Origin of the sequence: Actinomadura rubteroloni, assembly GCF_002911665.1 — a bacterium.
GTDB lineage: Bacteria > Actinomycetota > Actinomycetes > Streptosporangiales > Streptosporangiaceae > Spirillospora > Spirillospora rubteroloni.
The window spans coordinates 601,746-621,252 of record NZ_MTBP01000003.1 but is presented as its reverse complement, the minus strand read 5'-3'; the positions used below and the strand labels follow the sequence as shown (position 1 = coordinate 621,252).

25 protein-coding genes are annotated in these 19,507 nt (G+C 68.2%); 18 read left to right on the top strand and 7 right to left on the bottom strand.

Features of this window, described 5'->3' with window-relative positions:
• Positions 1–32 precede the first annotated feature (32 nt).
• The 3 genes from BTM25_RS24060 to BTM25_RS24050 all read left to right on the top strand — a co-directional run bounded on the left by BTM25_RS24060 (position 33) and on the right by BTM25_RS24050 (position 3,161).
• Positions 33–1,334: a glycosyltransferase gene (locus BTM25_RS24060; RefSeq protein WP_103565234.1), complete on the top strand. Its 1,302-nt coding sequence runs from the start codon at positions 33–35 to the stop codon at positions 1,332–1,334.
• A gap of 73 nt (positions 1,335–1,407) precedes the next feature.
• Positions 1,408–2,430, top strand: coding sequence for an ROK family protein (locus BTM25_RS24055; protein WP_103565233.1), 1,023 nt, complete (start codon positions 1,408–1,410; stop codon positions 2,428–2,430).
• Positions 2,427–3,161 carry an alcohol dehydrogenase catalytic domain-containing protein gene (locus tag BTM25_RS24050; RefSeq protein WP_103565232.1) on the top strand — a complete coding sequence of 245 codons (735 nt, stop codon included), beginning with the start codon at positions 2,427–2,429 and terminating at the stop codon, positions 3,159–3,161. The genes BTM25_RS24055 and BTM25_RS24050 overlap by 4 nt, the downstream gene beginning before the upstream one ends.
• Before the next feature lie 278 nt (positions 3,162–3,439).
• On the opposite strand, the gene BTM25_RS29355 is transcribed toward BTM25_RS24050, so the two are convergent.
• The 4 genes from BTM25_RS29355 to BTM25_RS29345 form a co-directional block, all read right to left on the bottom strand.
• The gene (locus BTM25_RS29355) at positions 3,440–3,856 is read right to left on the bottom strand and encodes a hypothetical protein (RefSeq protein WP_146059141.1); all 417 of its coding nucleotides are present in this window, start codon (positions 3,854–3,856) and stop codon (positions 3,440–3,442) included.
• Positions 3,856–4,161, bottom strand: coding sequence for a hypothetical protein (locus BTM25_RS24045; RefSeq protein WP_205648241.1), 306 nt, complete (start codon positions 4,159–4,161; stop codon positions 3,856–3,858). Before BTM25_RS24045 ends, BTM25_RS29355 begins: the two co-directional genes overlap by 1 nt.
• Before the next feature lie 73 nt (positions 4,162–4,234).
• A complete protein-coding gene (locus BTM25_RS29805) occupies positions 4,235–4,432 on the bottom strand; it encodes a hypothetical protein (RefSeq protein WP_103565231.1) in 198 nt (65 codons plus the stop codon).
• Between the two features lie 107 nt (positions 4,433–4,539).
• Positions 4,540–4,755: a hypothetical protein gene (locus tag BTM25_RS29345; RefSeq protein WP_146059139.1), complete on the bottom strand. Its 216-nt coding sequence runs from the start codon at positions 4,753–4,755 to the stop codon at positions 4,540–4,542.
• Between the two features lie 222 nt (positions 4,756–4,977).
• On the opposite strand from BTM25_RS29345, the gene BTM25_RS24035 reads away from it, so the two are divergent.
• Together BTM25_RS24035 and BTM25_RS24030 are read left to right on the top strand one after the other, a co-directional pair.
• A complete protein-coding gene (locus tag BTM25_RS24035) occupies positions 4,978–5,802 on the top strand; it encodes a helix-turn-helix domain-containing protein (RefSeq protein ID WP_168212226.1) in 825 nt (274 codons plus the stop codon).
• A complete protein-coding gene (locus BTM25_RS24030) occupies positions 5,793–5,978 on the top strand; it encodes a DUF397 domain-containing protein (RefSeq protein WP_103565229.1) in 186 nt (61 codons plus the stop codon). Before BTM25_RS24035 ends, BTM25_RS24030 begins: the two co-directional genes overlap by 10 nt.
• A 138-nt stretch (positions 5,979–6,116) precedes the next feature.
• Here the strand turns inward: BTM25_RS24030 and BTM25_RS29340 are convergent, their stop codons facing one another.
• The gene (locus BTM25_RS29340) at positions 6,117–6,566 is read right to left on the bottom strand and encodes a hypothetical protein (protein ID WP_146059138.1); all 450 of its coding nucleotides are present in this window, start codon (positions 6,564–6,566) and stop codon (positions 6,117–6,119) included.
• 274 nt (positions 6,567–6,840) lie between these two features.
• On the opposite strand from BTM25_RS29340, the gene BTM25_RS24025 reads away from it, so the two are divergent.
• From BTM25_RS24025 to BTM25_RS24000, 7 genes are all read left to right on the top strand, one after another.
• Complete coding sequence (locus BTM25_RS24025) at positions 6,841–7,020, top strand: hypothetical protein (protein WP_103565228.1); 180 nt, start codon at positions 6,841–6,843, stop codon at positions 7,018–7,020.
• 9 nt (positions 7,021–7,029) lie between these two features.
• Positions 7,030–9,264: a type IV secretory system conjugative DNA transfer family protein gene (locus BTM25_RS24020; protein ID WP_146059137.1), complete on the top strand. Its 2,235-nt coding sequence runs from the start codon at positions 7,030–7,032 to the stop codon at positions 9,262–9,264.
• Positions 9,265–9,439: 175 nt separating this feature from the next.
• Positions 9,440–10,330 carry a replication-relaxation family protein gene (locus BTM25_RS24015; protein WP_103565226.1) on the top strand — a complete coding sequence of 297 codons (891 nt, stop codon included), beginning with the start codon at positions 9,440–9,442 and terminating at the stop codon, positions 10,328–10,330.
• Between the two features lie 41 nt (positions 10,331–10,371).
• A complete protein-coding gene (locus BTM25_RS24010; RefSeq protein ID WP_146059135.1) occupies positions 10,372–10,794 on the top strand; it encodes a hypothetical protein in 423 nt (140 codons plus the stop codon).
• A complete protein-coding gene (locus tag BTM25_RS24005; protein WP_103565224.1) occupies positions 10,784–11,086 on the top strand; it encodes a DUF4282 domain-containing protein in 303 nt (100 codons plus the stop codon). The genes BTM25_RS24010 and BTM25_RS24005 overlap by 11 nt, the downstream gene beginning before the upstream one ends.
• Positions 11,087–11,313: 227 nt before the next feature.
• Positions 11,314–11,826 (top strand): hypothetical protein, encoded by a 513-nt coding sequence (locus BTM25_RS29335; protein ID WP_146059134.1) that lies wholly within the window; start codon positions 11,314–11,316, stop codon positions 11,824–11,826.
• Positions 11,819–12,070: a helix-turn-helix domain-containing protein gene (locus BTM25_RS24000; protein ID WP_103565223.1), complete on the top strand. Its 252-nt coding sequence runs from the start codon at positions 11,819–11,821 to the stop codon at positions 12,068–12,070. The genes BTM25_RS29335 and BTM25_RS24000 overlap by 8 nt, the downstream gene beginning before the upstream one ends.
• A gap of 110 nt (positions 12,071–12,180) precedes the next feature.
• Here BTM25_RS24000 and BTM25_RS23995 read toward each other — a convergent pair whose 3' ends face one another.
• Entirely contained in the window at positions 12,181–13,323 is a 1,143-nt protein-coding gene (locus tag BTM25_RS23995; protein ID WP_168212225.1) for a site-specific integrase, read from the bottom strand.
• A 161-nt stretch (positions 13,324–13,484) separates the two neighbouring features.
• Between BTM25_RS23995 and BTM25_RS23990 the strand changes: the two genes are divergently transcribed.
• The 6 genes from BTM25_RS23990 (at position 13,485) to BTM25_RS23965 (ending at position 18,624) form a co-directional block, all read left to right on the top strand.
• Entirely contained in the window at positions 13,485–14,006 is a 522-nt protein-coding gene (locus BTM25_RS23990) for a hypothetical protein (RefSeq protein ID WP_146059133.1), read from the top strand.
• Positions 14,003–14,737: an SDR family NAD(P)-dependent oxidoreductase gene (locus BTM25_RS23985; protein ID WP_103565220.1), complete on the top strand. Its 735-nt coding sequence runs from the start codon at positions 14,003–14,005 to the stop codon at positions 14,735–14,737. The genes BTM25_RS23990 and BTM25_RS23985 overlap by 4 nt, the downstream gene beginning before the upstream one ends.
• Entirely contained in the window at positions 14,734–15,522 is a 789-nt protein-coding gene (locus BTM25_RS23980) for a TIM barrel protein (RefSeq protein WP_168212224.1), read from the top strand. The genes BTM25_RS23985 and BTM25_RS23980 overlap by 4 nt, the downstream gene beginning before the upstream one ends.
• Entirely contained in the window at positions 15,519–16,187 is a 669-nt protein-coding gene (locus tag BTM25_RS23975; RefSeq protein WP_103565219.1) for an HAD-IA family hydrolase, read from the top strand. The genes BTM25_RS23980 and BTM25_RS23975 overlap by 4 nt, the downstream gene beginning before the upstream one ends.
• Positions 16,188–16,214: 27 nt before the next feature.
• Positions 16,215–17,384: a sedoheptulose 7-phosphate cyclase gene (locus BTM25_RS23970; protein WP_103565218.1), complete on the top strand. Its 1,170-nt coding sequence runs from the start codon at positions 16,215–16,217 to the stop codon at positions 17,382–17,384.
• A 139-nt stretch (positions 17,385–17,523) separates the two neighbouring features.
• Positions 17,524–18,624: an amidohydrolase family protein gene (locus BTM25_RS23965; RefSeq protein WP_103565217.1), complete on the top strand. Its 1,101-nt coding sequence runs from the start codon at positions 17,524–17,526 to the stop codon at positions 18,622–18,624.
• Positions 18,625–18,665: 41 nt separating this feature from the next.
• Here the strand turns inward: BTM25_RS23965 and BTM25_RS23960 are convergent, their stop codons facing one another.
• A complete protein-coding gene (locus BTM25_RS23960) occupies positions 18,666–19,493 on the bottom strand; it encodes an MBL fold metallo-hydrolase (RefSeq protein WP_103565216.1) in 828 nt (275 codons plus the stop codon).
• Between the last annotated feature and the right edge of the window lie 14 nt (positions 19,494–19,507).

The following is a 19,507-nucleotide window of genomic DNA, read 5'->3' as shown; positions in this document are numbered from 1 at the left end:
CCGGTGGCCGTTCGCTGCGGAAGGCGCGCCCGATGACAGTTCCGTTCTGGGTGATCGAGCCGGCGGACGACCGGCCCCGGCTGGTCCACGTCAACGCCACGGCGACGGGCGGCGGCGTCGCCGAACTGCTGTCGGGGCTCGTCCCCGCGCAGCGCGCCCGGGGCACGAACGCCGCGTGGGCCGTGACGGGCGGGAACGCGGAGTTCTTCGCCGTCACCAAGTACCTCTACCGGCTGCTGCACGGGCAGGTCGCCGCCGCGCCGCTGGACGATCCGGAGTACCTGGCCGTCTACCGCGCGGTGCTCGCCGGGCAGGCGCCCTGGTTCCTGGCGCACATCGGTCCCGGGGACGTCGCCGTCCTGCACGACACGCAGACGATCGGGCTCGCCCCGGCGCTGCGGGCGGCCGGGGCGCGGGTGGTGTGGCACTGCCACGTGGGCGCCGAGATCCCGTCCGAGCGCGGGCCGGGCGCGGTGTGGCGGGCGCTGGCCGGCGAGCTGGCCGCCGTCGACGCCGTCGTGACCACGCTGCCGCAGTTCGCGCCGCCGGGCGTGCCGGACGGGCGCCGGTTCGTCGCCGCGCCCGCCGTCGACACCGACGCGCCGAAGAACCGGGAGCTGGCGCCGGGCGAGGGCGCCGCGCTGCTGGACGAGGTCGGGCTCACCGCCGCCCGCACGTCCCCGCGCGCGGCGATCGTGCAGGACGCGCCGCTCCCCCGGGACGCGCGCGTGGTCGTCCAGGTGTCGCGGTGGGACCCGCTGAAGGACATGGTCGGCGTCGTCCGGTGCTTCGCGGGGCTGCCGCCGGACGTCCATCTCGTCCTCGCGGGCACCGACCCGTCCGAGGTCTCCGACGATCCCGAGGGGCGCGCCGTCCTCGCCGAGGTCCTCCGCGTGCGCGCGGAGCTGCCGCCCGCCGAGCGCGCCCGCGTCCATCTGGTGAGCCTGTCGATGCGTCCGCCGGAGTGGAGCGCGCTGGTCGTCAACGCGCTCCAGCGCCGCGCCGACGTGGTCGTCCAGAAGAGCCTGGAGGAGGGCTTCGGCCTCACGGTGACCGAGGCGATGGTCAAGGGACGCGCGGTGGTCGCGTCGGCGGTCGGCGGCATCCGGCTCCAGATCGCCGACGGGGAGAACGGCGTGCTCGTCGATCCGGCCGACACCGCCGGGGTGCGGCGCGCGCTGGCCCGGCTGCTGGACGATCCCGCGCTGCGGAGGCGGCTCGGCGAGCACGCGCGGCGCAGCGCGACCGCCCGGTACACGATGCGGCGGCTGGCCGACGACTACGCGCGCGTCGCCGCGCCGGACGCGGCCGGGGCGACGCCCCCGGCGTCTTGACGGGCCCGGTCAATCCGTGTGACTCTGCTGATCGGGCCGGTCCCCGCCGGACGGCCGGCCGCCGAGGACCCCCATGCCTGAGCGCACGATCACGGTCATCGACGTCGGCGGCACCCATGTGCGCTGGGCGGGCTGGTCCCCCGGGCGCGGGCTCGGCGCCGTGCGGCGGGTGCCGTCCCCGAGCCGCGCGCACCGTCCGGACGCCGACGTCGCCGCGCTGCGCGCGGAGCTGGTCCGGCTGCTCGCCGACGCGGTCCCGCCCGACGGCGCGGCGGGCGTGTCGTTCGGCGCGGCCCTCGACCACCGCACCGGGACGGTCTACGCGTCGGCCCCGCTGTGGGGCGCGCACGCCGAGCCGTTCGACCTGCGCGCGGCGCTGGCGGCGGCGCGGCCGGACGTCGCCTGGACGGTCGTCAACGACGTCACCGCCGCGCTCCTCCACCTGGCGGGCGCCACCCGCGACCGCCGCAAGATCATGCTCGTGACCGTCAGCACCGGGATCGCGTGCCGCACGATCGACCGCCGCACCGGGACGATCCCGGTCGACGGCTGCGGGCTCCAGGGCGAGATCGGGCACCTGCCCGCGTCCACCGCGCTCGGCGGCGCTCCGGTGGCCCTCGACTGCGCCTGCGGACGGCCCGGGCACGTCGCGGCGTTCGCGTCCGGGCCGGGGATCCGGCGGCTCGCGGGCGTCCTGCGCGACCGGCGGGGCGCGGCGTGGGACGCGGCGCCGCTCGGCGTGCGGACCGCGCGCGGCGAGCCGCTGGAGACGGCGTTCGCGGCGGCGCTGGACGACGGCGACCCGCTGGCCGCCGAGCTGCTGGCCGCCGCCACCGGGCCGGTCGCCGACGTCGTCCGCACCGCGCTCTGCCTGGACCCCGACCTCGACCTGGTCGCGTTCACCGGCGGCGTCGCGGCGGGCCTCGGCTCTCACTATCACCGCGCCCTGCTCGGCCATCTGCGCCGCGAGGGCCTCTACTTGACCGGCGAGCGCGACCCGGCCTGGACGCTCGACCGGATCCGCGTCTGCGCGCCGGGCGAGGCGGACGGGCTCGTCGGGGCCGGGCTCGCGGCGCTCGGGACGGGGGCGCGATGAGCGTCCACCGGGCGATCGTGCGGAGCGGCGGCGGGGTGTCGGTCGTCCCGCGGCCGACGCCGTCCCCCGGGCCGGGCGAGCTGAGCGTCGCGACCCTGTACGCGGGGCTGTGCGGGACGGACCTGCAAATGCTGCGCGGCCTGCGCGACGACCCGGCGCCGGTGATCGGGCACGAGGGCGTCGGCCGGGTCGCGGCCGTCGGCCCGGGCGTGCCGGACGCGCTCGCGCCCGGCACGCTCGTCACCGTCAACCCGACGCATCCCCACGATCCGGGCTTCCTGCTGGGCCACAACGTCGACGGCCTGTTCCAGGAGCGCACGCTGCTGCCCGCGTCGGCGGTGGCGGGCGGGATGGTCCTGCCGCTGCCCGCGTCCACGGACGTCACGCTCGCGCCGCTGCTCGAACCGCTCGCGGTCGCCCGGTACGCGCTGGAGGAGCTGCGGGCGTTCGCGCCGCGCACGCTGCTCGTCGTCGGGGACGGCGTCGTCGGGCACCTGGCCGTCCGCGCGGCGCGGCCCGTGCTCGGCGCGGACGTGCGGGTGGTGCTCGTCCACCGCACCGAGTCGGGCCGGGTGTTCAGCCTGCGGAGCCCGCACCCGGCCGACGCGCTGCTCGTCGGCGCCGAGCGGGCGCCGCTGCCCGGACCGGTAGCAAGGGGATTGCGCATCGAATCTGAGGGAGTCAGGTGGAAAGCTGCTGACCTGCGCGGATACCGTGTGGTGACCTCATGAAGTGGGGAGCCGTAGGGGCGGGAACGTTGGGGTTGGCTCCCTGCGGTGGCTCCCGCTGTCCGCTCGCGTCGGACAGGGCAGCCCCCCAGGGGGAGAAAAGGGAGGTTCGATCCCCCCGGGGGGCTGTGCTCACAGGGCTTGCACTCTCAGCGTGTGCGCCCGTGTGAGCGCTCCCCGGACTGTCCCTGTTGGTCCGGGGAGCCGTGGTTACCTCCGGCCGGACAGGACTTGCTTCGTCGGGCCACACGGGACAGTGGCAACCGTCCGGCCGGAGGGGTTCATTTGGCGGGCGCGTCGGGTTGCCAAGCGATGGCATGCGCACAGTGCGAACACACGCGCAGATCCCACTTCTTCGCGGTCGCGCGCACCGCTGCCATTGCGTCTTTCAGGTCAGTATGGGACGCGACCGGCGTAAAGGTCTCCCATGCACGCGTCAGCGCATTGCAAGTCCGCCCGTCACCGCGTTTCGCCGCTCGAAGACCGGACAGATGCACCGTCCATTTATTGATCATGACCGTGTAGGTCGGTCCCTGTTCCGCTTCGGCGTAGATTTCTCGAAGTCGGTCACGGGCGAGAGCGTTGACCTTTGTGATCATCCCTCCCATGAGTCCTGCGCGCTGCATGGCTTCCTGGTATGCGGCCCCCACCAAGTCGTAGGCGTTGACGAGATCAGGGATTCGCTCGTGGCTCGTCATCAGCAGGTGTCCCGGTGATGGTAGGCGGGAAGTTCGAAACGCGCGGCGCGCTCGTCCTCGTGCTCCATGAGCCGCGCAAGTTCCTCGCGCGTCGCTGCGATCACGAAATACAGAAGGCCCGCCTTCTCCTGGGCATAGCTGAGCGGTACGCGCAGTCGGCATGACCACGTGCCATCGGAGGAAAGCTGAGGCTTGCTCCACCGATCCTCTTGGGGTTCCTGGGACGTGTCTTTGGTGGCGGCCTGCGGTGCCCCCTTTGCGGCGAGATGTCGGACGGTGTGCGGGGAAAGACTCGATCTCTTCATGCCGTGGTTCCTATTCCCGGCGGTGATCGCGACCAAAAGGTTGACCTTCCGCCGTGCGGAGTGAATGGAAGCGTCACCCGAGTCCGAGGACGATCTGAATTATGCGCGTGGCTCCGAAGCAATCCATTGCGTGTCCCATGCGGAAGCCATCCTCGCGTCGGATGAACATCCACTGACCGTCGATGAAGTCCGCGCCGACTTCCACCGTGTTGTCTCGTGTGGGTTCGGTGACTTCCAGGTACACCAACCCACGGTCATCCACCATCTTCACGGACAGACGCGGGTCTCCCTTCAAGGAAGTCCGAAGTCCTCCGAGATACATCCTGCGTGCGTTCGGCGGATGTGCCTCTCCGCTTGTCTGCTCTGGCGTGCGCGTGGTCATGCGCTCCACCCGATTCTCATAAGCCAGGACCTCACTTCCTGGTTTGGCGCGAGGCGTTCATTCACCGTCGCCTTTGATGCGTGCCTGAGAACGTTCATCGTCAGTTCGGAGAATGCCAGCGCCCGAGGACCGGCCGTGGACTCGCTGAGGTCGCCCAAGCGACAGAGCGTGACGCCGAAGTCCTCTGCCCTCTTCGGTGCGTTGTCGCGCACCGGAAGCATGATCGACTCGATAGGTATGACCGGTATGGGGGGTGGCGCAGCTTTCACGGGGTTCCTGCCCTGATCGACGTGCGTGTGTCACCTATGAAGCCACTTGCCGAATCAGTGCGCAGCTTGAGCACCGGAAACGCTCAACATGTGTCATCCTTGAGACCAGACACGCAAGGCGCGCAAGTAGCGCGCAAGTTCGCTCAAGTGGAAGGAGTGTCCGAAATGGCAGACCAGCCGCGCCGGAAGCGCTCAGGGGACAGGTCGGCTCCCACTCCGGCAAAGAAGGCATTTGGCGAACATCTACGCGGACTGCGCGAAAAACTCAAAATCAAGCAAGCCGCTCTTGCGGCGGCGACGAACGTCACCGAATCCGCTGTCAGCAAGATCGAAAACGGAAGGCATCGGCCAAGTCCGGATTTCGTCGAAAAAGCCGATAAGTACCTTAATGCCAGCGGCTCCCTGGTCCGTCTCTGGGATAACCTTTCGCAGGACGGATATCCCGCTAGCGTATGGTTCGACTGGCAAGAGTCGGAAGAGCACGCGGATATCCTGGAAAGCTACCAACTAAGCGTCTTGTCGGGACTCGCGCAAACACGCGCGTACATGGCCGTCCTGCTCAAGGGCGACGTAAGGGAGATAGAAAAGCGACTCGCAAGGCAAGCGGTACTCACGCGGGAAGAACCTCGACCTCCCCAAGTCGTATTCCTCGTAGACGAACAAGTCCTTTACCGGCAAGTCGGTACCGAAGAAATTATGCGTGAGCAATTGGAACACCTGCTCGCACTCAGTGACCTTCCCAACGTCACCGTGCAGATTGTTCGATCGAGCGGGGACCACCAGGGGAATGGTAGCAGTTTCGTAGTTGGTACAATGGATGATGCCGGACAAGTCGCCTACGTGGAGAACTCGCTAAGAGGCTTCACTGTAGACGACCGTCATGACCTGACGGTCTTGCATGGAATCCTGATCGAACTTAGGGCTAACGCGCTTCCCGTGGACCAATCACGGGAGTTCATTCGGAAGGTGATTGCGGAACGATGGACTTGAGCGATCTGACTTGGCGAAAGGCCAAGAGAAGCCTTGGCAACGGAGGCGAATGCGTCGAACTTGCCAACACGGCCGGAACGGTACTTGTTCGCGACAGCAAGAACCCGGACGGGCCGAAGGTGCCCCTTCCTCGGCAGATGTTCCGGGAATTCATCGGAGCGGTTAAGAACCTCTAGTCGAACCGGCGATACCCGCTCCGCCTACAGAGCGCCCCTTGTTCAACCGAACGAGGGGCGTTTCTGCTGTCCGGCGTGCCGGGGAAGGGCGGGGTTCCCGTTCGGGACCTTCGCCCGGTCTTTTCGCCTGGAAGTGTGCTATCTCGTGCCCGCTGAACGACTCTCGATAAGTGAGTGAATCGCAAAAGCGAGTTCGAGGAAATATCGGCGCGAGTGGTTGTCTCGTCGGAACGTGTCTGGCTGTATACCGATGGCGCGTGCGGCTTGGCGTCTGCGTTGCTCGACCGAAAGCACTGCGGTACCGGACGCGAGTCCGAGCATAATACGCAGGGCGCTCCCGACCGCCGGGCCGTCATGTTCTTCAACGGCTGTAATCCCTTTGCGGATGAGGTTTTCCGCTATAGCGGCGCGTGTCATATTCGAGTCCTCGTCCCCGTTGGGAGGGGCGAGAAGGTCAATGACGGTGGGCGTGAAGACGGTGAGGTTCGCTGCGGCCGCGCCATGCCGGACTGTCGTGCGTAGCGCGTCGTGAACCTGTTCCCGGCTAGGTGGCGGTGTCGTGTCGGCGGGGTGATCGTCACTGATCATCGGACTTGAGGGCTCCTCCTGTTCGCGTTGCCTTCCGGTGACCTGCGTCTTTGCGGGTCGTCGGTGGGAAACTTTCGTGCCCGACCCATACTAGATCATCTTCCGCTGACCTGCACCGATGCCAATAACTGCCACGTTTTCCTTGACTTGGTAACTTCCTAACTGACTGCCGTGATGGGTCCCTGTTGGCCTGCCTTTAAATGTGGCTTGTTTCAAACGGACCTGTTCTCGCACCATCGGTATTGATGAAACATCAGCCGATGGGAGACGCATCATGCGCATGTACTACCGACGTCCGTGGATGGGCCGAATCCTCGCGTTTCTCATTGCGATCCCGGTCCTCGCGTACGTGGGTCGCCTCGTCAGTGATTGGTTGATCCCGATCCTTCCTTTGATCGGTGCGGCCATTCTCGTCATCGTTTTTTGGGCGGTTGGATTCCGCCGCCGTTACTAGGCGGCCGGCATGAATTACCGGGAATCGGCAATTTTTGTGCTTGCCGTCGCTGGTTTGTGTGCCGTGATCGTCGTGACAGCGGGCTGGATGGACCGCCGGAGGTGGCGCGCGGGTTTAGTCGCGTACAAAATGCGGCTTCCCGCTGATCTCTCGGTGGAGACGGTAACAGCGGCCCTGTACCTGATCGGTCCGCTTTCGGGTCGGTGGCCACTTGTCGTAGAAGTACGTGGAACGGCTCGGGGCATCACGCATCACATACTCATTCAGGCGCACCTAGCGCCAGCGATGATTACGCGCCTGACGGCGGCAATGCCGGGATTGCGCCTTGAAGAAGATCCCGAAGGGTTGGAATATCCGAAGTTCCGCCGCGCGCGTGAACTGAGGAGTAGCCGACGGTGGCGGACGCTTGACTACGGGCATGGTGAAAGCGCTATCGCTGGTGTGCTCGCCACGATGTACCCGCTCGGCTCGGACGAAATGGTTTGCGTGCAATGGGTTGTCTCGGCTACTCGGCGCGTGAAAGTGGCACGCGGTGCGCCCGACGACATCGCTAAGGCGGTTGCGGAGAAAAACAGTTTTCCGTTGCTGGACGCGTCCGGACGCGTCGCGGTCCGCGCGTCGCACCGCTCACGCGCGGCGTTGCTGCTGGCGGGTGTCCTCGGTGGCCTGTCGGCTGTAAGCGGCCCTGAGACGCGCATACGGGCACGCGCCTTGCCGACACGGGTAGTCGCGCGGCGAGCTGCGCGCCGCGCGATGCCGGTCACGTCCGCATGGTGGCCAATGCTGCTGTCGGCTGCGGAAGCTGCGGCACTGCTGGCGTTGCCGACACAGGGGCTCACCGTTCCCGGTCTCAGCGTCGGGTCCGCGCGCCAGTTGCCGCCGCCGTCGCGAATGCGGCGGACGGGCCTCGTCATCGCTGACAGCAACTATCCGGGGATGGAATCCCGGCCATTGGCGCTGACGGCAGATGACCGGCTGAGGCACGTAATGATTCAAGGGCCGACCGGATCAGGTAAGTCTGTTCTGCTCGCCAATCTGATATTGCAGGATATCGCGGCCGGCCGGGGGGTGTTGGTTATCGACCCAAAGGCCGATCTAATTGAGGACATCACCGCCCGGATTCCCGACAACAGAATCGACGATGTTGTGGTGATCGACGCTGCGTCGTTGGACTATCCGACCGGCTTTAACTTGCTTTCTGTGGACACATCTGATGAGCACGCGCGGGAACTCATGGTGGACCAAGTAGTCCATGTGTTCGCGTCCCTGTGGCGCGATTCTTGGGGACCGCGAACGGCGGACGTTATGCGGAATTGCCTACTGACGCTGGCGTACACGAGAGCGCCCGGCGGACGTTCGTTCACGGTCGTTGAGATACCGGCGCTGCTCACCGACGACGAATTTCGCCGGGACCTCCTGCGACAACCGATTCCGGACGCCGTGCGCGGATTCTGGACCGCTTATGACGCGATGAGCGAGCCAGAACGGGCGCAAGTCATCGGCCCTTCCATGAACAAGATTCGTGCGTTTTCCACCCGTACCGCGCTGCGGCTCATGCTCGGACAGAGCAACGGCGTTGACCTGTCCACGCTGTACCGCGAGCACAAAATCATACTTGTGCCGCTTCAGAAAGGCAGGATCGGGCCAGACGCCGCGCATTTGCTCGGTGCGCTACTCGTCTCGACGCTCTGGCAGATCACGCTTAGTCGGGCGTCCGTTCCGGCGGACCGGCGACACGCGACCTTCGCCTATCTCGATGAATTTCAAGAATTCATGCACTTCGGGAGAGCGGACGATTTTGCCGAAATGCTCGCCCAAGCGCGCGGCCTGGGACTCGGCGTCAACATGGCGTACCAGTACCTAGACCAACTGAGTGCAGACGTCACAAACGCGGTGCTGGGAACCGTCCGCACTCAAGTCACTTTCCAGGCGGAATACCGCGACGCGTCCACGCTCGCACCGCGCTTTGCGCCACTGACCCGAGACGACCTCGGAGCGCTGGACGCCTTCGAGATCGCCATGCGTCCCTGTATTGACGCGCGGACGGCAGCACCCGTGACCGGACGGACGCGACCCCTCGGCGAACCGCTGAGAGACGGACGCGACTTCATCCGCGAAAGCGCACAGCGTTTCGGAGCACTTCGCGCGGACGTCGAAACCGAGATTGCCGAGCGCGTCAAACCGCGACTTCGAGTCGTCCCGAGAATTGGTCGAACAAGCGACGAAAAAAGCGGTGAGAAATGAGTCCATAGAGGTGTAGCCGTCGGCGCGTCCCTCGGTGTTGCCTCCGGTGTTGCCATCGGGCAACACGCGTCACAGCACATCACCGCAGGTCAGCCCCACGTTAGCTCTTCCCTCTCCTGCTGAAACTCTCCCCTACGTCCGGGCCTGTCGGCAATTCTTCTGCTTCCGACGCTTGATGATCAAGCTCCGGCCGGCCTGGAAAGAAATCGAAAGAATTGCAAGAAATACATTAACGAGAAAGGTGATCTTCTTGAATCCGCCACCTAACATCTTCGAGCGCGCCGTATGGCTCGGAATGCGCCTCACGGATCGCGATCTGGCCGATCTTGAAACTGTTTACCGGCTTGGGCTGGCCACTGGTTCTCAGATTGAGCGTCTGCATTTCTTTGGGCTTTCTAGTAGTTTCAGCGTCCGTAAGCGTGTATTGCATCGGCTTGTTGAAAGCCGAGCGCTTATCGTTCTTCCTCGTCGTGTCGGCGGAAGCTTCGGTGGAGCCGGTGCCGCAATCTACGGAATTGATCCCGCCGGGGCTGTGCTCATTCAAACAATTCGGGGTGTTCCCGCACCTGATAAGAAGACGACAGCGAGCAACGTTTCTCCCCGGTTGCACTCTCACGTCCTTGCCGTCTCCGAGATTTACGTGCAGCTCATCGAGTCGTCACGCAAGCTGCCTTTCGCGGTCGCGGACTTTCAAACCGAGCCGGAATCCTGGTGGACTACTGAACTTGGTGACGTCATCAAGCCCGATGCTTACGCAGCTCTTGTCAGGCGCAATCACCGGGTTACCGATCATTGGTGGATCGAAGTAGATCGAGGCACAGAGAGCGTGTCCATTGTGGAACAGAAGATGCGCAGTTACCTGCGTATCGCTCAGTCCGAAATAACCGGTCCGGGCGGCGTCATCCCGCGTGTGCTTTTCTCCGCTCCGGACAATCGGCGGACGGGTGTGCTTACCCGTATAGCACGCAAGTTTCCGGCTCCGGCTGACCGGCTTTTCGTGATCTGCTCTCAAGGTCTGGCAACGCTAGACGGACTAACGCGCGACCTTTTCCGGGACGACCAATGAGACGGTTTCCTGCCGCGATTGTCGCCGGTTGGTCTGCGGCTTTGGCCGTAGTCTATTCGGCCGCCGCACTTATGGCCGTTCAGTTCCCGATCTTCACGGACTCATTCACCACGCCACACCGCCCGGTCATGCCCGTTCTATCGGCGACGGTTGCCGCTTGGGCGGCGCAAACGGTCACAGAAATCTTCCTCGCGCTCGCGCGTCCGGCGCAGTACCCGGACTACGGCGCATTCATGTGGCTACTCTCTCCGATTTTCGAGTGGCTGCGCGGACCCACCTTCCACCGCTACCTATCAACGATCTTGTTCATCCTGCCGTTGAGCACGTTCCCTGCTGTCGTCTTCCTCGGGACAACGACGATTCCCGAATGGCTCTGGATCGGGATGGTGTCCTTCGCCGCTACCGGTCACATACTCGCCGCACTCCGGCAAGCACAGAAATGGAAGGTGTCCGATGAAAAGTAACTCCCTGTCCGCCGCACTTACGGAAACGCAGTTCCAGCGTTTCGTGACTCCCACAATCGTCTCAGTCCTGTACCGCGTGACGCGCATTACGGCGGGACTGTGGGTGAGCATTCTTCTCGCCGTCGTCATCGCTTTTCGCTCGTGGCTCGGACCGGTCGCAACTGCGGCATTCGTCACGCTTCTGCCGCTCGGTTGGGTCGTCTTCGTCATGGCCGTGCGAGTCGCGCTCGAAGCGGTGGCAATCGGATTCGCAATTCACGCAGAAGTTCAGCGCATCAACGAAAAGGAGTAGCCATGTCCCCACGTAGACGCCTAGGGGTCGCGGTCGCCCTGGCGGTCGTCCTGACGGCGTCCGCCTGCGGAGGGAGCCACCAGCCGTCCGGAAGGTTCTCACCCGTCTTGCCGACCGGCCCCACGTCCGCACGGCCGTCCACGGGCACCACAGCGCCGTGCGCGCCAGTCGGCACCGGCGCGGGATGCGCCGCAGGCGGTCAACGCCTGCCGGACGTCCTGCGTCTCATGCTCAGCCGTGCCGACGTATCCCGACGCGACTTGCCGCACTACCGAGTCGAAACCGACAGCGCGCGAGTTGACGCGCTTTGCGGATGGACCGACGACGCACCTACCGGTGTTCACGCCGGGGAACTTCGGGTTTTCGGGCAGCGCTGGAACGACTACATCCGGGGGATGGGCGGCGACTTGCGCCGTTCCCTCTATCAGTCCGCACTTGAGTTCGAGACCACTGAGAAAGCCGCCGCATATTTCGACCGGATTTCCAGAAATTGCAAGGGCGCGGCCGGCCAAAATGGGACCGTTATGTTCGGCTGGAGGTATTTCCGGCGGGTCGAATCCCTGGGATGCACGAATGGCGGCAAGTGCGAAAAGGTCTCTTACGTCCTCACGCGCGGACCGTTCATGCTTACCATGAGTTTCGCGCAGGTCTCGTCCGGTCCGCACCATGAAAGCCCACAGAGAACCCGGCAGCGTGCCGACCGATACTTTGCGACGATCAAGGAGAGAATCCATGTCTGACCGGCATGACCCAGACAGTATTTCGGGCGAACCCACCGACGATGCGACGAACGAACTCCGCGTCTACACGGTCTTGGAGGTCGCCGAACTTCTCGGCGTTTCGCGGGATACGGTTTTCGCACTTCTGCGCACGGGTGAACTTCGCTCCATCCGTATCCGGGAGCGCGGACGGCGCGTAACGCACGGCCAGTTGCGCGCCTACCTCAAGCGCCGGGAAGACGCCGCAGACAGCGATAGCGCCTAACGCTCTCTCAGAGCCTCGCGCGGCGCGCCCGCGTAAGAGACTCCCTAAGCCGTCGTGGAAGGACGCAGAAATGCCCCTGACGAACTGTCAGGGGCGTTTCTGTGCGCTGCCTACGCCGCTAGGGCGTGCGCAGCCTGTCCAAACACAGCGTCGATCACGCTTGCCGACTGCCGGTGAACAGGAGCGAGAACCTTGCGGTAATGGCGCTCAAGCGTCTTGAGCGTGTGCCCGCACATGTCCGCGATGATTTCGCGTGCAATGCCATGATGGCTCATTATCGAGACGAACGTGGTGCGCGTCTCGCGTAGCGTCCACTCGGCAGGGTTGGCGATACCGGCCACAGCGAGCAAGGCGCGAAATTCTTGCCGCGCGGTAATGGCGGTGTAGGCGCTCCCATCGGGGCGCGTGAACACCGGCGTCTCCTTTGACACGATTTCGCCGCGCGCGGCGAATTCCGCGCGCTGGATCCCCCGCCAGTCCTTGAGCGCGGTCACGGAAACTCCGCCGAGCGTCAGCCCCCGGCGGCTGTTCTCCGTCTTTAGCTTCCCATCGGTTCGCGCGGCGCGCTCCACATAAACCGTAGGTTCATCGGAGTCCAGATCCAGCCATTCCCACGTCAGGCCATTCAGCTCATCAATCCGAAGACCGGACGTGAGCGCCAACGCCAGATACCCGCCGAACCGCTGGTGTGGAGACAGGCACGTCTTGAGGATCGAGTCCGTCTGAGCCACGCTAAAAGACTTGCTTTCGCGCAGCGCATCTTTTCTTCCCTGCGGACGCGCGACAGGAAGGCTCACGTTCTCATTGACGTATCGGTACACGATGGCGCGATTAATCGCGTTGGTGAGCAGCGCGTGTACCTTGCGCAGTGTTTCTGGAGAGAGCTTCGCGGCCAGTTCCACAAGCCACACGGACACATGAAGTGGCTCAAAGTCTTTGATTTTGATCGCACCGATTTTCGATACGTGATTCTTGACGAAACTCCGGTAGGTGCTAATCGTCCGGGGCGCCTTTCCGGCGCGCTCCAGTTCGTCTACGTATTCGGTGGCGACCCGGAGCACGGTAACCGATCGGTCGGTGGTGACCTTGTCATCAAGGTCCTTGGCAAGCTTCGCAAGCTTGTCCTTCACAACGGCCTTAGTCGGTCCCTTGCGCTTGGGCCGGTTCCGCTTGCCGTCAGCCTTCCACCCCAGATCAAGAACGCCGGTGAAGCCCTTGCCCTCCGGGTAGATGCTGGCCTTGTAGCCGTTCACGAGTAGAGTACTCATCAGACGCCACCAGTCCTTCCACGACGCGGTGTGTGTCAGGAGGGGTCGGACGTTGCAGCGTCCGGCCCTTCCGCTGTTGAGAGCCAATCGAGAGTTAGAACGGCCTTTCGACTTCAGGCGTTCCGCGAACCTTGATCATGGCTCCCGTGATGGCTCTCTCGGCACTCATCTTCTGTTGTTCCCCCAGGTCATCCGGGGGTTCCCACGGTAGCCGCGCTACCGGGCCGGTCGCGGCGCTGATCGCCACGCCCCGGGACGCGACCGTCGCCGCCCTGGAGGCCGTGCTCGCGGCGGCCGGGCCGGACGTCGTCGTGGACCTGGTCGGCGGCCTGCCGCCCGGCGCGGCCACACCGCTGCTGCCGGGCGTGGACCTCGCGGCGGCGCGGGCGGCGAACTGCGGCGGGCTGCCGTCCCCGGCCCGCGTCACGGCGACCGCGCGGGGGCGGCTGTTCGGCCATCGCGGCGTGTCCGGCCGCCAGTTGCGCGCCGCCGCCGCCGAGCTGGCCCACGACCCCGCCCGCTACCGCGACCTGATCACGCACCGGACCGGCATGGACGGCGCCGCGCGGCTGATGCGGCGGCTCGCGCGCACGCGCGACCGCACGGTCGACGGCCGCCGCCTGGTCAAGCTGTCGGTCCGGATCGCCGCGACGGAGGGAGACCCATGACCGACCTGACCGGCCGCCGGATGCTGGTCGTCGGCGGCTCCACGGGCATCGGCCGGGGCGTCGCCGACGCCTGGGCCGCCGCCGGGGCCGACGTCGTCGTGTGCAGCCGCCGCGAACCCGCCCGCGCCGCGCCGCTGCGGTGGGAGCGCCTCGACCTCGGCGGCCCGGACGCCGCCGACCGGTTGGCCGCGCTCGGCGCCGGGCCGCTGGACGCGGTGTGCTTCGCGGCCGTCCGGTACGGCGCCGGCCGCGCCCCGTTCGGCGCGGTGCCCGAGGACGAGTGGCTCGGCCAGCTCGACGTGAACGTGACCGGGCTGTGGCGGACGCTCGCGGCGACGCTCCCGGCGCTGCGCGCAGCGCGGCCGGGGCTGTTCGTCGGCGTGTCGTCGGAAGTGGCGTTCAACCCCGGCCCCGGACGGTCCGGGTACGCGGCGACCAAGGCGGCGGCCCGGGCGCTGCTGGACGCGGTGGCGCAGGAGGAGGACCCGGCGGACGTCCGGATCGTCCAGATCCTCCCGGCCGGGATGGTCGACACGCCGGGCATCCGCCGCCGCAGGCCGCCCGGCTTCGACTACGGCTCGTACATGCGGCCGTCCGCGTTCGCCCCGCTGGCGGTGCGCCTGGCCACGACCGCCGGGCACCACGGCGACAGCCTCGTCGTGGACGGCGACGGAACCTGGTGGCCGGTCCGCGACCGCGCGCCGGCCTCACAGAGCGGGCCGGTCCGGTGACCTGTGCGGTCGGGCTGGCGGAGTGGCGGCTGCCCGCGTCCGGCGCGGCGGCGGTGCGCGCGGCGGCCGGCGCCGGGGCCGACGGCCTGCAACTCGACCTCGGCGGCCCGGGACGCGGCCCGTGGCTCGACGCGCCCGGCCGGACGGACGCGGTGCGCGCGGCGGCGGACGCGACGGGCGTGCGGCTGCTGGCCATGGCGGGCAACCACCTGAACGACGTCGGCCTCACGTCCGCCGCCGCGCGGCCCGTGCTGGTGCGGCTGCTCGACACGGCCGTCGCGCTCGGCGTGCCGCTGGCGTTCGCGCCGAGCTTCCGGCGCAGCGCGATCGACGGCCCGGACGCGTTCGCCGCCACCGCCGCGACGCTTCGCTGGGCCTCGGCGGAGGCCGTCGCGCGCGGCCTGCTGCTGGGGAGCGAGAACGTCCTGCCGTGCGCACAGGCCCGGGAACTGGCCGCGCGGGTCGCGTCGCCGGCGTTCCGGCTCGTGCTGGACTGCTACAACCCGGTCGAGGCGGGGCTGCGTCCGGACTGCCTCGTGGCATGCTGCGGGGACCTGCTCGCCGACCAGGTCCACCTCAAGGACGGGCCGCCCGGCACCGGCGCGACGCCCCCGCTCGGCACCGGCACGGCCGGGCTGGACGCGACCCTCGGCGCGCTGCGCCGCGTCCCGGTGCGCGCGCTCGTGCTGGAGAACGACTACCGCGACGGCGACTCCGCGCGGCTCGCGGCGGACCTCGCCTGGGCACGGCGGCACGCCCCGACGTTTTCAGGGACACCACGATGAGACGAACCCCCGCCGTCGTCGCCGCGACGGCCCTCCTGCTCGACATGGACGGCACGCTGCTGGACTCGACCGCCGTCGTGGAGCGCACCTGGCGCGACTTCGCCCGCCGCCACGGGCTGGACGCGGCGGCGATCCTCGCGGTGTCGCACGGCCGCCGCACCGCCGAGACCGTCGCGGAGTTCGCGCCGCCGGGCGCCGACGTCGCGGCCGAGACCGCGCGCGTCACCGCCGCCGAGGTGCGCGAGACCGACGGGATCGTCCCCGTCCCCGGCGCGCCCGAACTCCTCGCCGCGCTGCCGCCGGACCGCTGGGCGCTCGTGACGTCCGCCGACCGCGCGCTCGCCGCCGCCCGGATGCGCGCGGCCGGGCTCCCGCTGCCGCCCGTCGTCGTCACCGCCGACGACGTCGCCGCAGGAAAGCCCAGCCCGGAGGGGTTCCTCGCGGCCGCCGGACGGCTCGGCGTCGCGCCCGCGTCCGCGCTGGCGTTCGAGGACTCCCCGGCCGGGCTGCTGGCCGCGCACGCCGCCGGGGCCGCGACCGTGCTGGTCGGCCCCGGCCCGGTGCCGGACGGCGTGCGGGCCGAGCGCGTCCGGGACCTGCGGGACGTCCGCGTCACCGCCGACGGCCCGGCCGGACGGCTGCGCGTGCGGCTCACCCCGTCCTGACCGCCAGCGAGCCGAAGGGTTGCCGCTGTGAACGCACCGTCCAACGCGGAACGTCCGGGGTCGTGGCGCGTCCGCGCGCAGCAGCTCGTCAGCTACGAGGTGCGGTTCCGCGACCACGTCTTCCGGCCCGACCGCGCCGACGTGCTGGAGATCGGATCGGGCCGGCGCCGCTTCGTCGTCGTCGACCACGCCGTCGACCTGCTGCACGGCGCCGGGATCCGCGCCTACTTCGACCATCACGACGTCGAGTCCACGATCATGACCGTCCGGGCGGACGAGTCGGCGAAGGACTTCGGCACCGCCGCGCGCATCGTGGAGGCACTGGACGCGTTCGGCCTGGCGCGCCGCCGCGAACCGGTGATCGTCGTCGGCGGCGGCGTGCTGACCGACATCGTGGGCCTGGTCGCGAGCCTGTACCGGCGCGGGACGCCGTTCGTCCGCGTCCCGACCACGCTCGTCGGGCTCGTGGACGCGGGCGTCGGCGTGAAGACCGGGGTGAACTTCAACGGCCACAAGAACCGGCTCGGCACCTACGCGCCCGCCGCGCTGACGCTGCTCGACCGGTTCTTCCTCGCGACGCTCGCCCGCCGCCACGTCAGCAACGGCATCGCCGAGATCCTGAAGCTCGGGCTGATCAAGGACGTCCGGCTGTTCGACCTGCTGGAACGCCACGGCCCCCGCCTGCTGGACGAGAAGTTCCAGGGCGTCACACCCGTCGGCGACCAGGCCGCCGTCGCGGTGCTCCACGCCGCCACCGCGGGAATGCTGGAGGAGCTGGAACCGAATCTGTGGGAGACCGAACTGGAACGCAGTGTCGACTACGGACACACGTTCAGCCCCACGATCGAGATGCGGGCACTTCCGTCCCTGCTGCACGGCGAGGCCGTCTGCGTGGACATGGCCCTGACGACCGTGGTCGCCCACCACCGCGGCCTGCTGACCGAGCACCAGCGCGACCGGGTCTTCGCCGTGATGACGGCGCTGGAGCTCCCGACCTGGCATCCCCTCCTGGAACCGGACGTCCTGGCGGGCGCCCTCCAGGACACCGTCCGGCACCGCGACGGCAGGCAACGCGTCCCGCTCCCGGTCGGAATCGGCGGCGTCACCTTCGTCAACGACATCACGCAGACCGAACTGGAGACCGCCGCGGCCGTCCAGCGCACCCTGGCCCCCACTCCCCCGCTCCCCTTCCCCTGACGCCGCGGCCCGCTCCCGTCGCACGAGCGCGGCCGACCGCCGCGGGCGCGCCGGAGTCGTCGGAGCGCCGGAGTCGTCGGAACGCCGGAAGTTTGGCAGTCTTGCTTGCCGTAGTCGCATCGCCTGCGAGACGAGGGCCATGAATTCCCACCAGCTCGCGGAGCGCCTGCCCGCCTCGATCGTCGACCCGCATGTCCACCAGTGGGATCCGCTGACGACGACGCGGGCGGGCTCGGGGCGGGCGCGGCTGCTGCGCCGTGTTCCCCGGGTGCCGCGCGGGCTGCGGCGGGTCGTCCCGCGGGCCGACCGGGAGTTCCTCGGCGATCCGCACCACGTCCTCAAGCCGTATCTGCCCGGCACGTACGCGCGGGACCTCGGCGGGCTGCCCGTCGGTACGGTCGTCCACATCGAGGCGGCCTGGCCCGCGCGCGAGCATCTCGGGACCGTGGCGGAGACGCGCTGGGTGGCCGGGCTGCCGTTCGGCCGCGACGGAGCGCCCCGGCTCGGCGGGATCGTCGTCCATGTCGATCCGCGCCGCGACGACGTGGGCGCCGTGCTCGACGCCCACCGCGCGGTCAGCGGCCTGGTGCGCGGGGTGCGGTTCAGCGCGGCGCACCACCCGGACCGGGGCGTCCGGGACTTCGCCGACGTTCCGGCCGCCTACACCGATCCGGCGTTCCTGGACGGGTTCGCGGCGCTCGCCGAGCGGGGGCTGAGCTTCGAGCTGTGGTGCTACGCGCACCAGTTGCCGGGCGCGCTCGGGCTCGTCCGGCGGTATCCCGAGACGACGTTCGTGCTCGACCACTACGCGACGCCGGTCGGGTTCCTCGGCCCGCGCGGACGGCACACCGGACGTTTCGCTCATCAGCGGCGCGAGCAGCTCGCCGCCTGGCGCGACGACGTCGCCGCGCTCGCCGAGCACCGCAACGTCGTCGCCAAGCATTCGGGGCTCGGGATGCCGCTGCTGGGCGGCGAGCGGGCCGCGCCGCTCACGCCGGACGACGTCCACGGGCCGCGCGCCGCCTTCGTGGACGCGGTGGCGCCGCTCGTCCGGCACCTGCACGACTGCTTCGGCCCCGAGCGGACGATGTGGGCCTCCAATTTCCCCGTCGACAAGCCGGGGCTGACGCTTCCGGCCACGCTCGGCGTCGTACTGGAGGTCCTCGGCGAGGACGCGTCCCTCGACGCCCTGACGCGCGACGTCGCCCGCCGCACCTACCGGTTGGACGACGTCCGCTGAACCGGGCGATCCCCTCGACCACGCGGAACAAGGCGGCCCGACTACGGCGCGGACGAGCGCCCTGCCGCGCGGTCGAACTCGACGGCGTCGTGCGCCGAGAAGATCTGCACATCCCCGGTGCGCGCGAGTTCGTTGAGCCGTTGCAGATTGTGGAGACGCGACGCCCGATCGGCCTGCAACAGCGCCTGGAAGGCCCGGGTCCCCGGCGGGCAGGACGGCTCACGCGCCATCTGCCCGTGGTGGAAGTAGGCGTCGCCGGCGTGCAGGAGCCACCCGGCCCCGGTGTCGATCGCGACCCCGGCGTGCCCGCGCGTGTGCCCGGTCAGCGGGACGAGAAGGATCGACGACGGCAGCCCCGGCAGGTCCCGCACGGCCGTGAACCCCGACCAGGTCTCCCCTGTGGCCGAATGCGGGACCCAGTCGGGGCCGTGCGCCCACTGCCCGGCGTGGTACCGGAAACGCTCCTGGGCGGTGACCGGACGCAGCGCGGCCTCCAGCTCCGTCGCGTGGACGTGCACTCTCGCGTGCGGGAAGTCGGCCAGCCCGCCCGCGTGGTCGAGGTCGAGATGGGTGAGGACGATGTGCCGGACGTCCTCGACCGCGTACCCGAGCCGCACCACCTGCCGCGCGGCCGTCTCGGTCTCGTCCAGCACGGGCCGGACGAGCCGCCGGAAGACGCCGCTCAGCCGTCCGGGATCGCCGACGTCCCCGAGCCCGAGCCCGGTGTCGACCAGGACCAGGCCGTCGTCGGCCTCGATCAGCAGGCAGTGGCAGACGTCCCGCGCGGACGCGAGCACCGGGCCGGTCCCGTCGACCAGCCGCCCGCCGAACGGCCGCATCGTCCCGCAGTTCAGATGATGGAGGCGCATGGGCCGAAAATCTA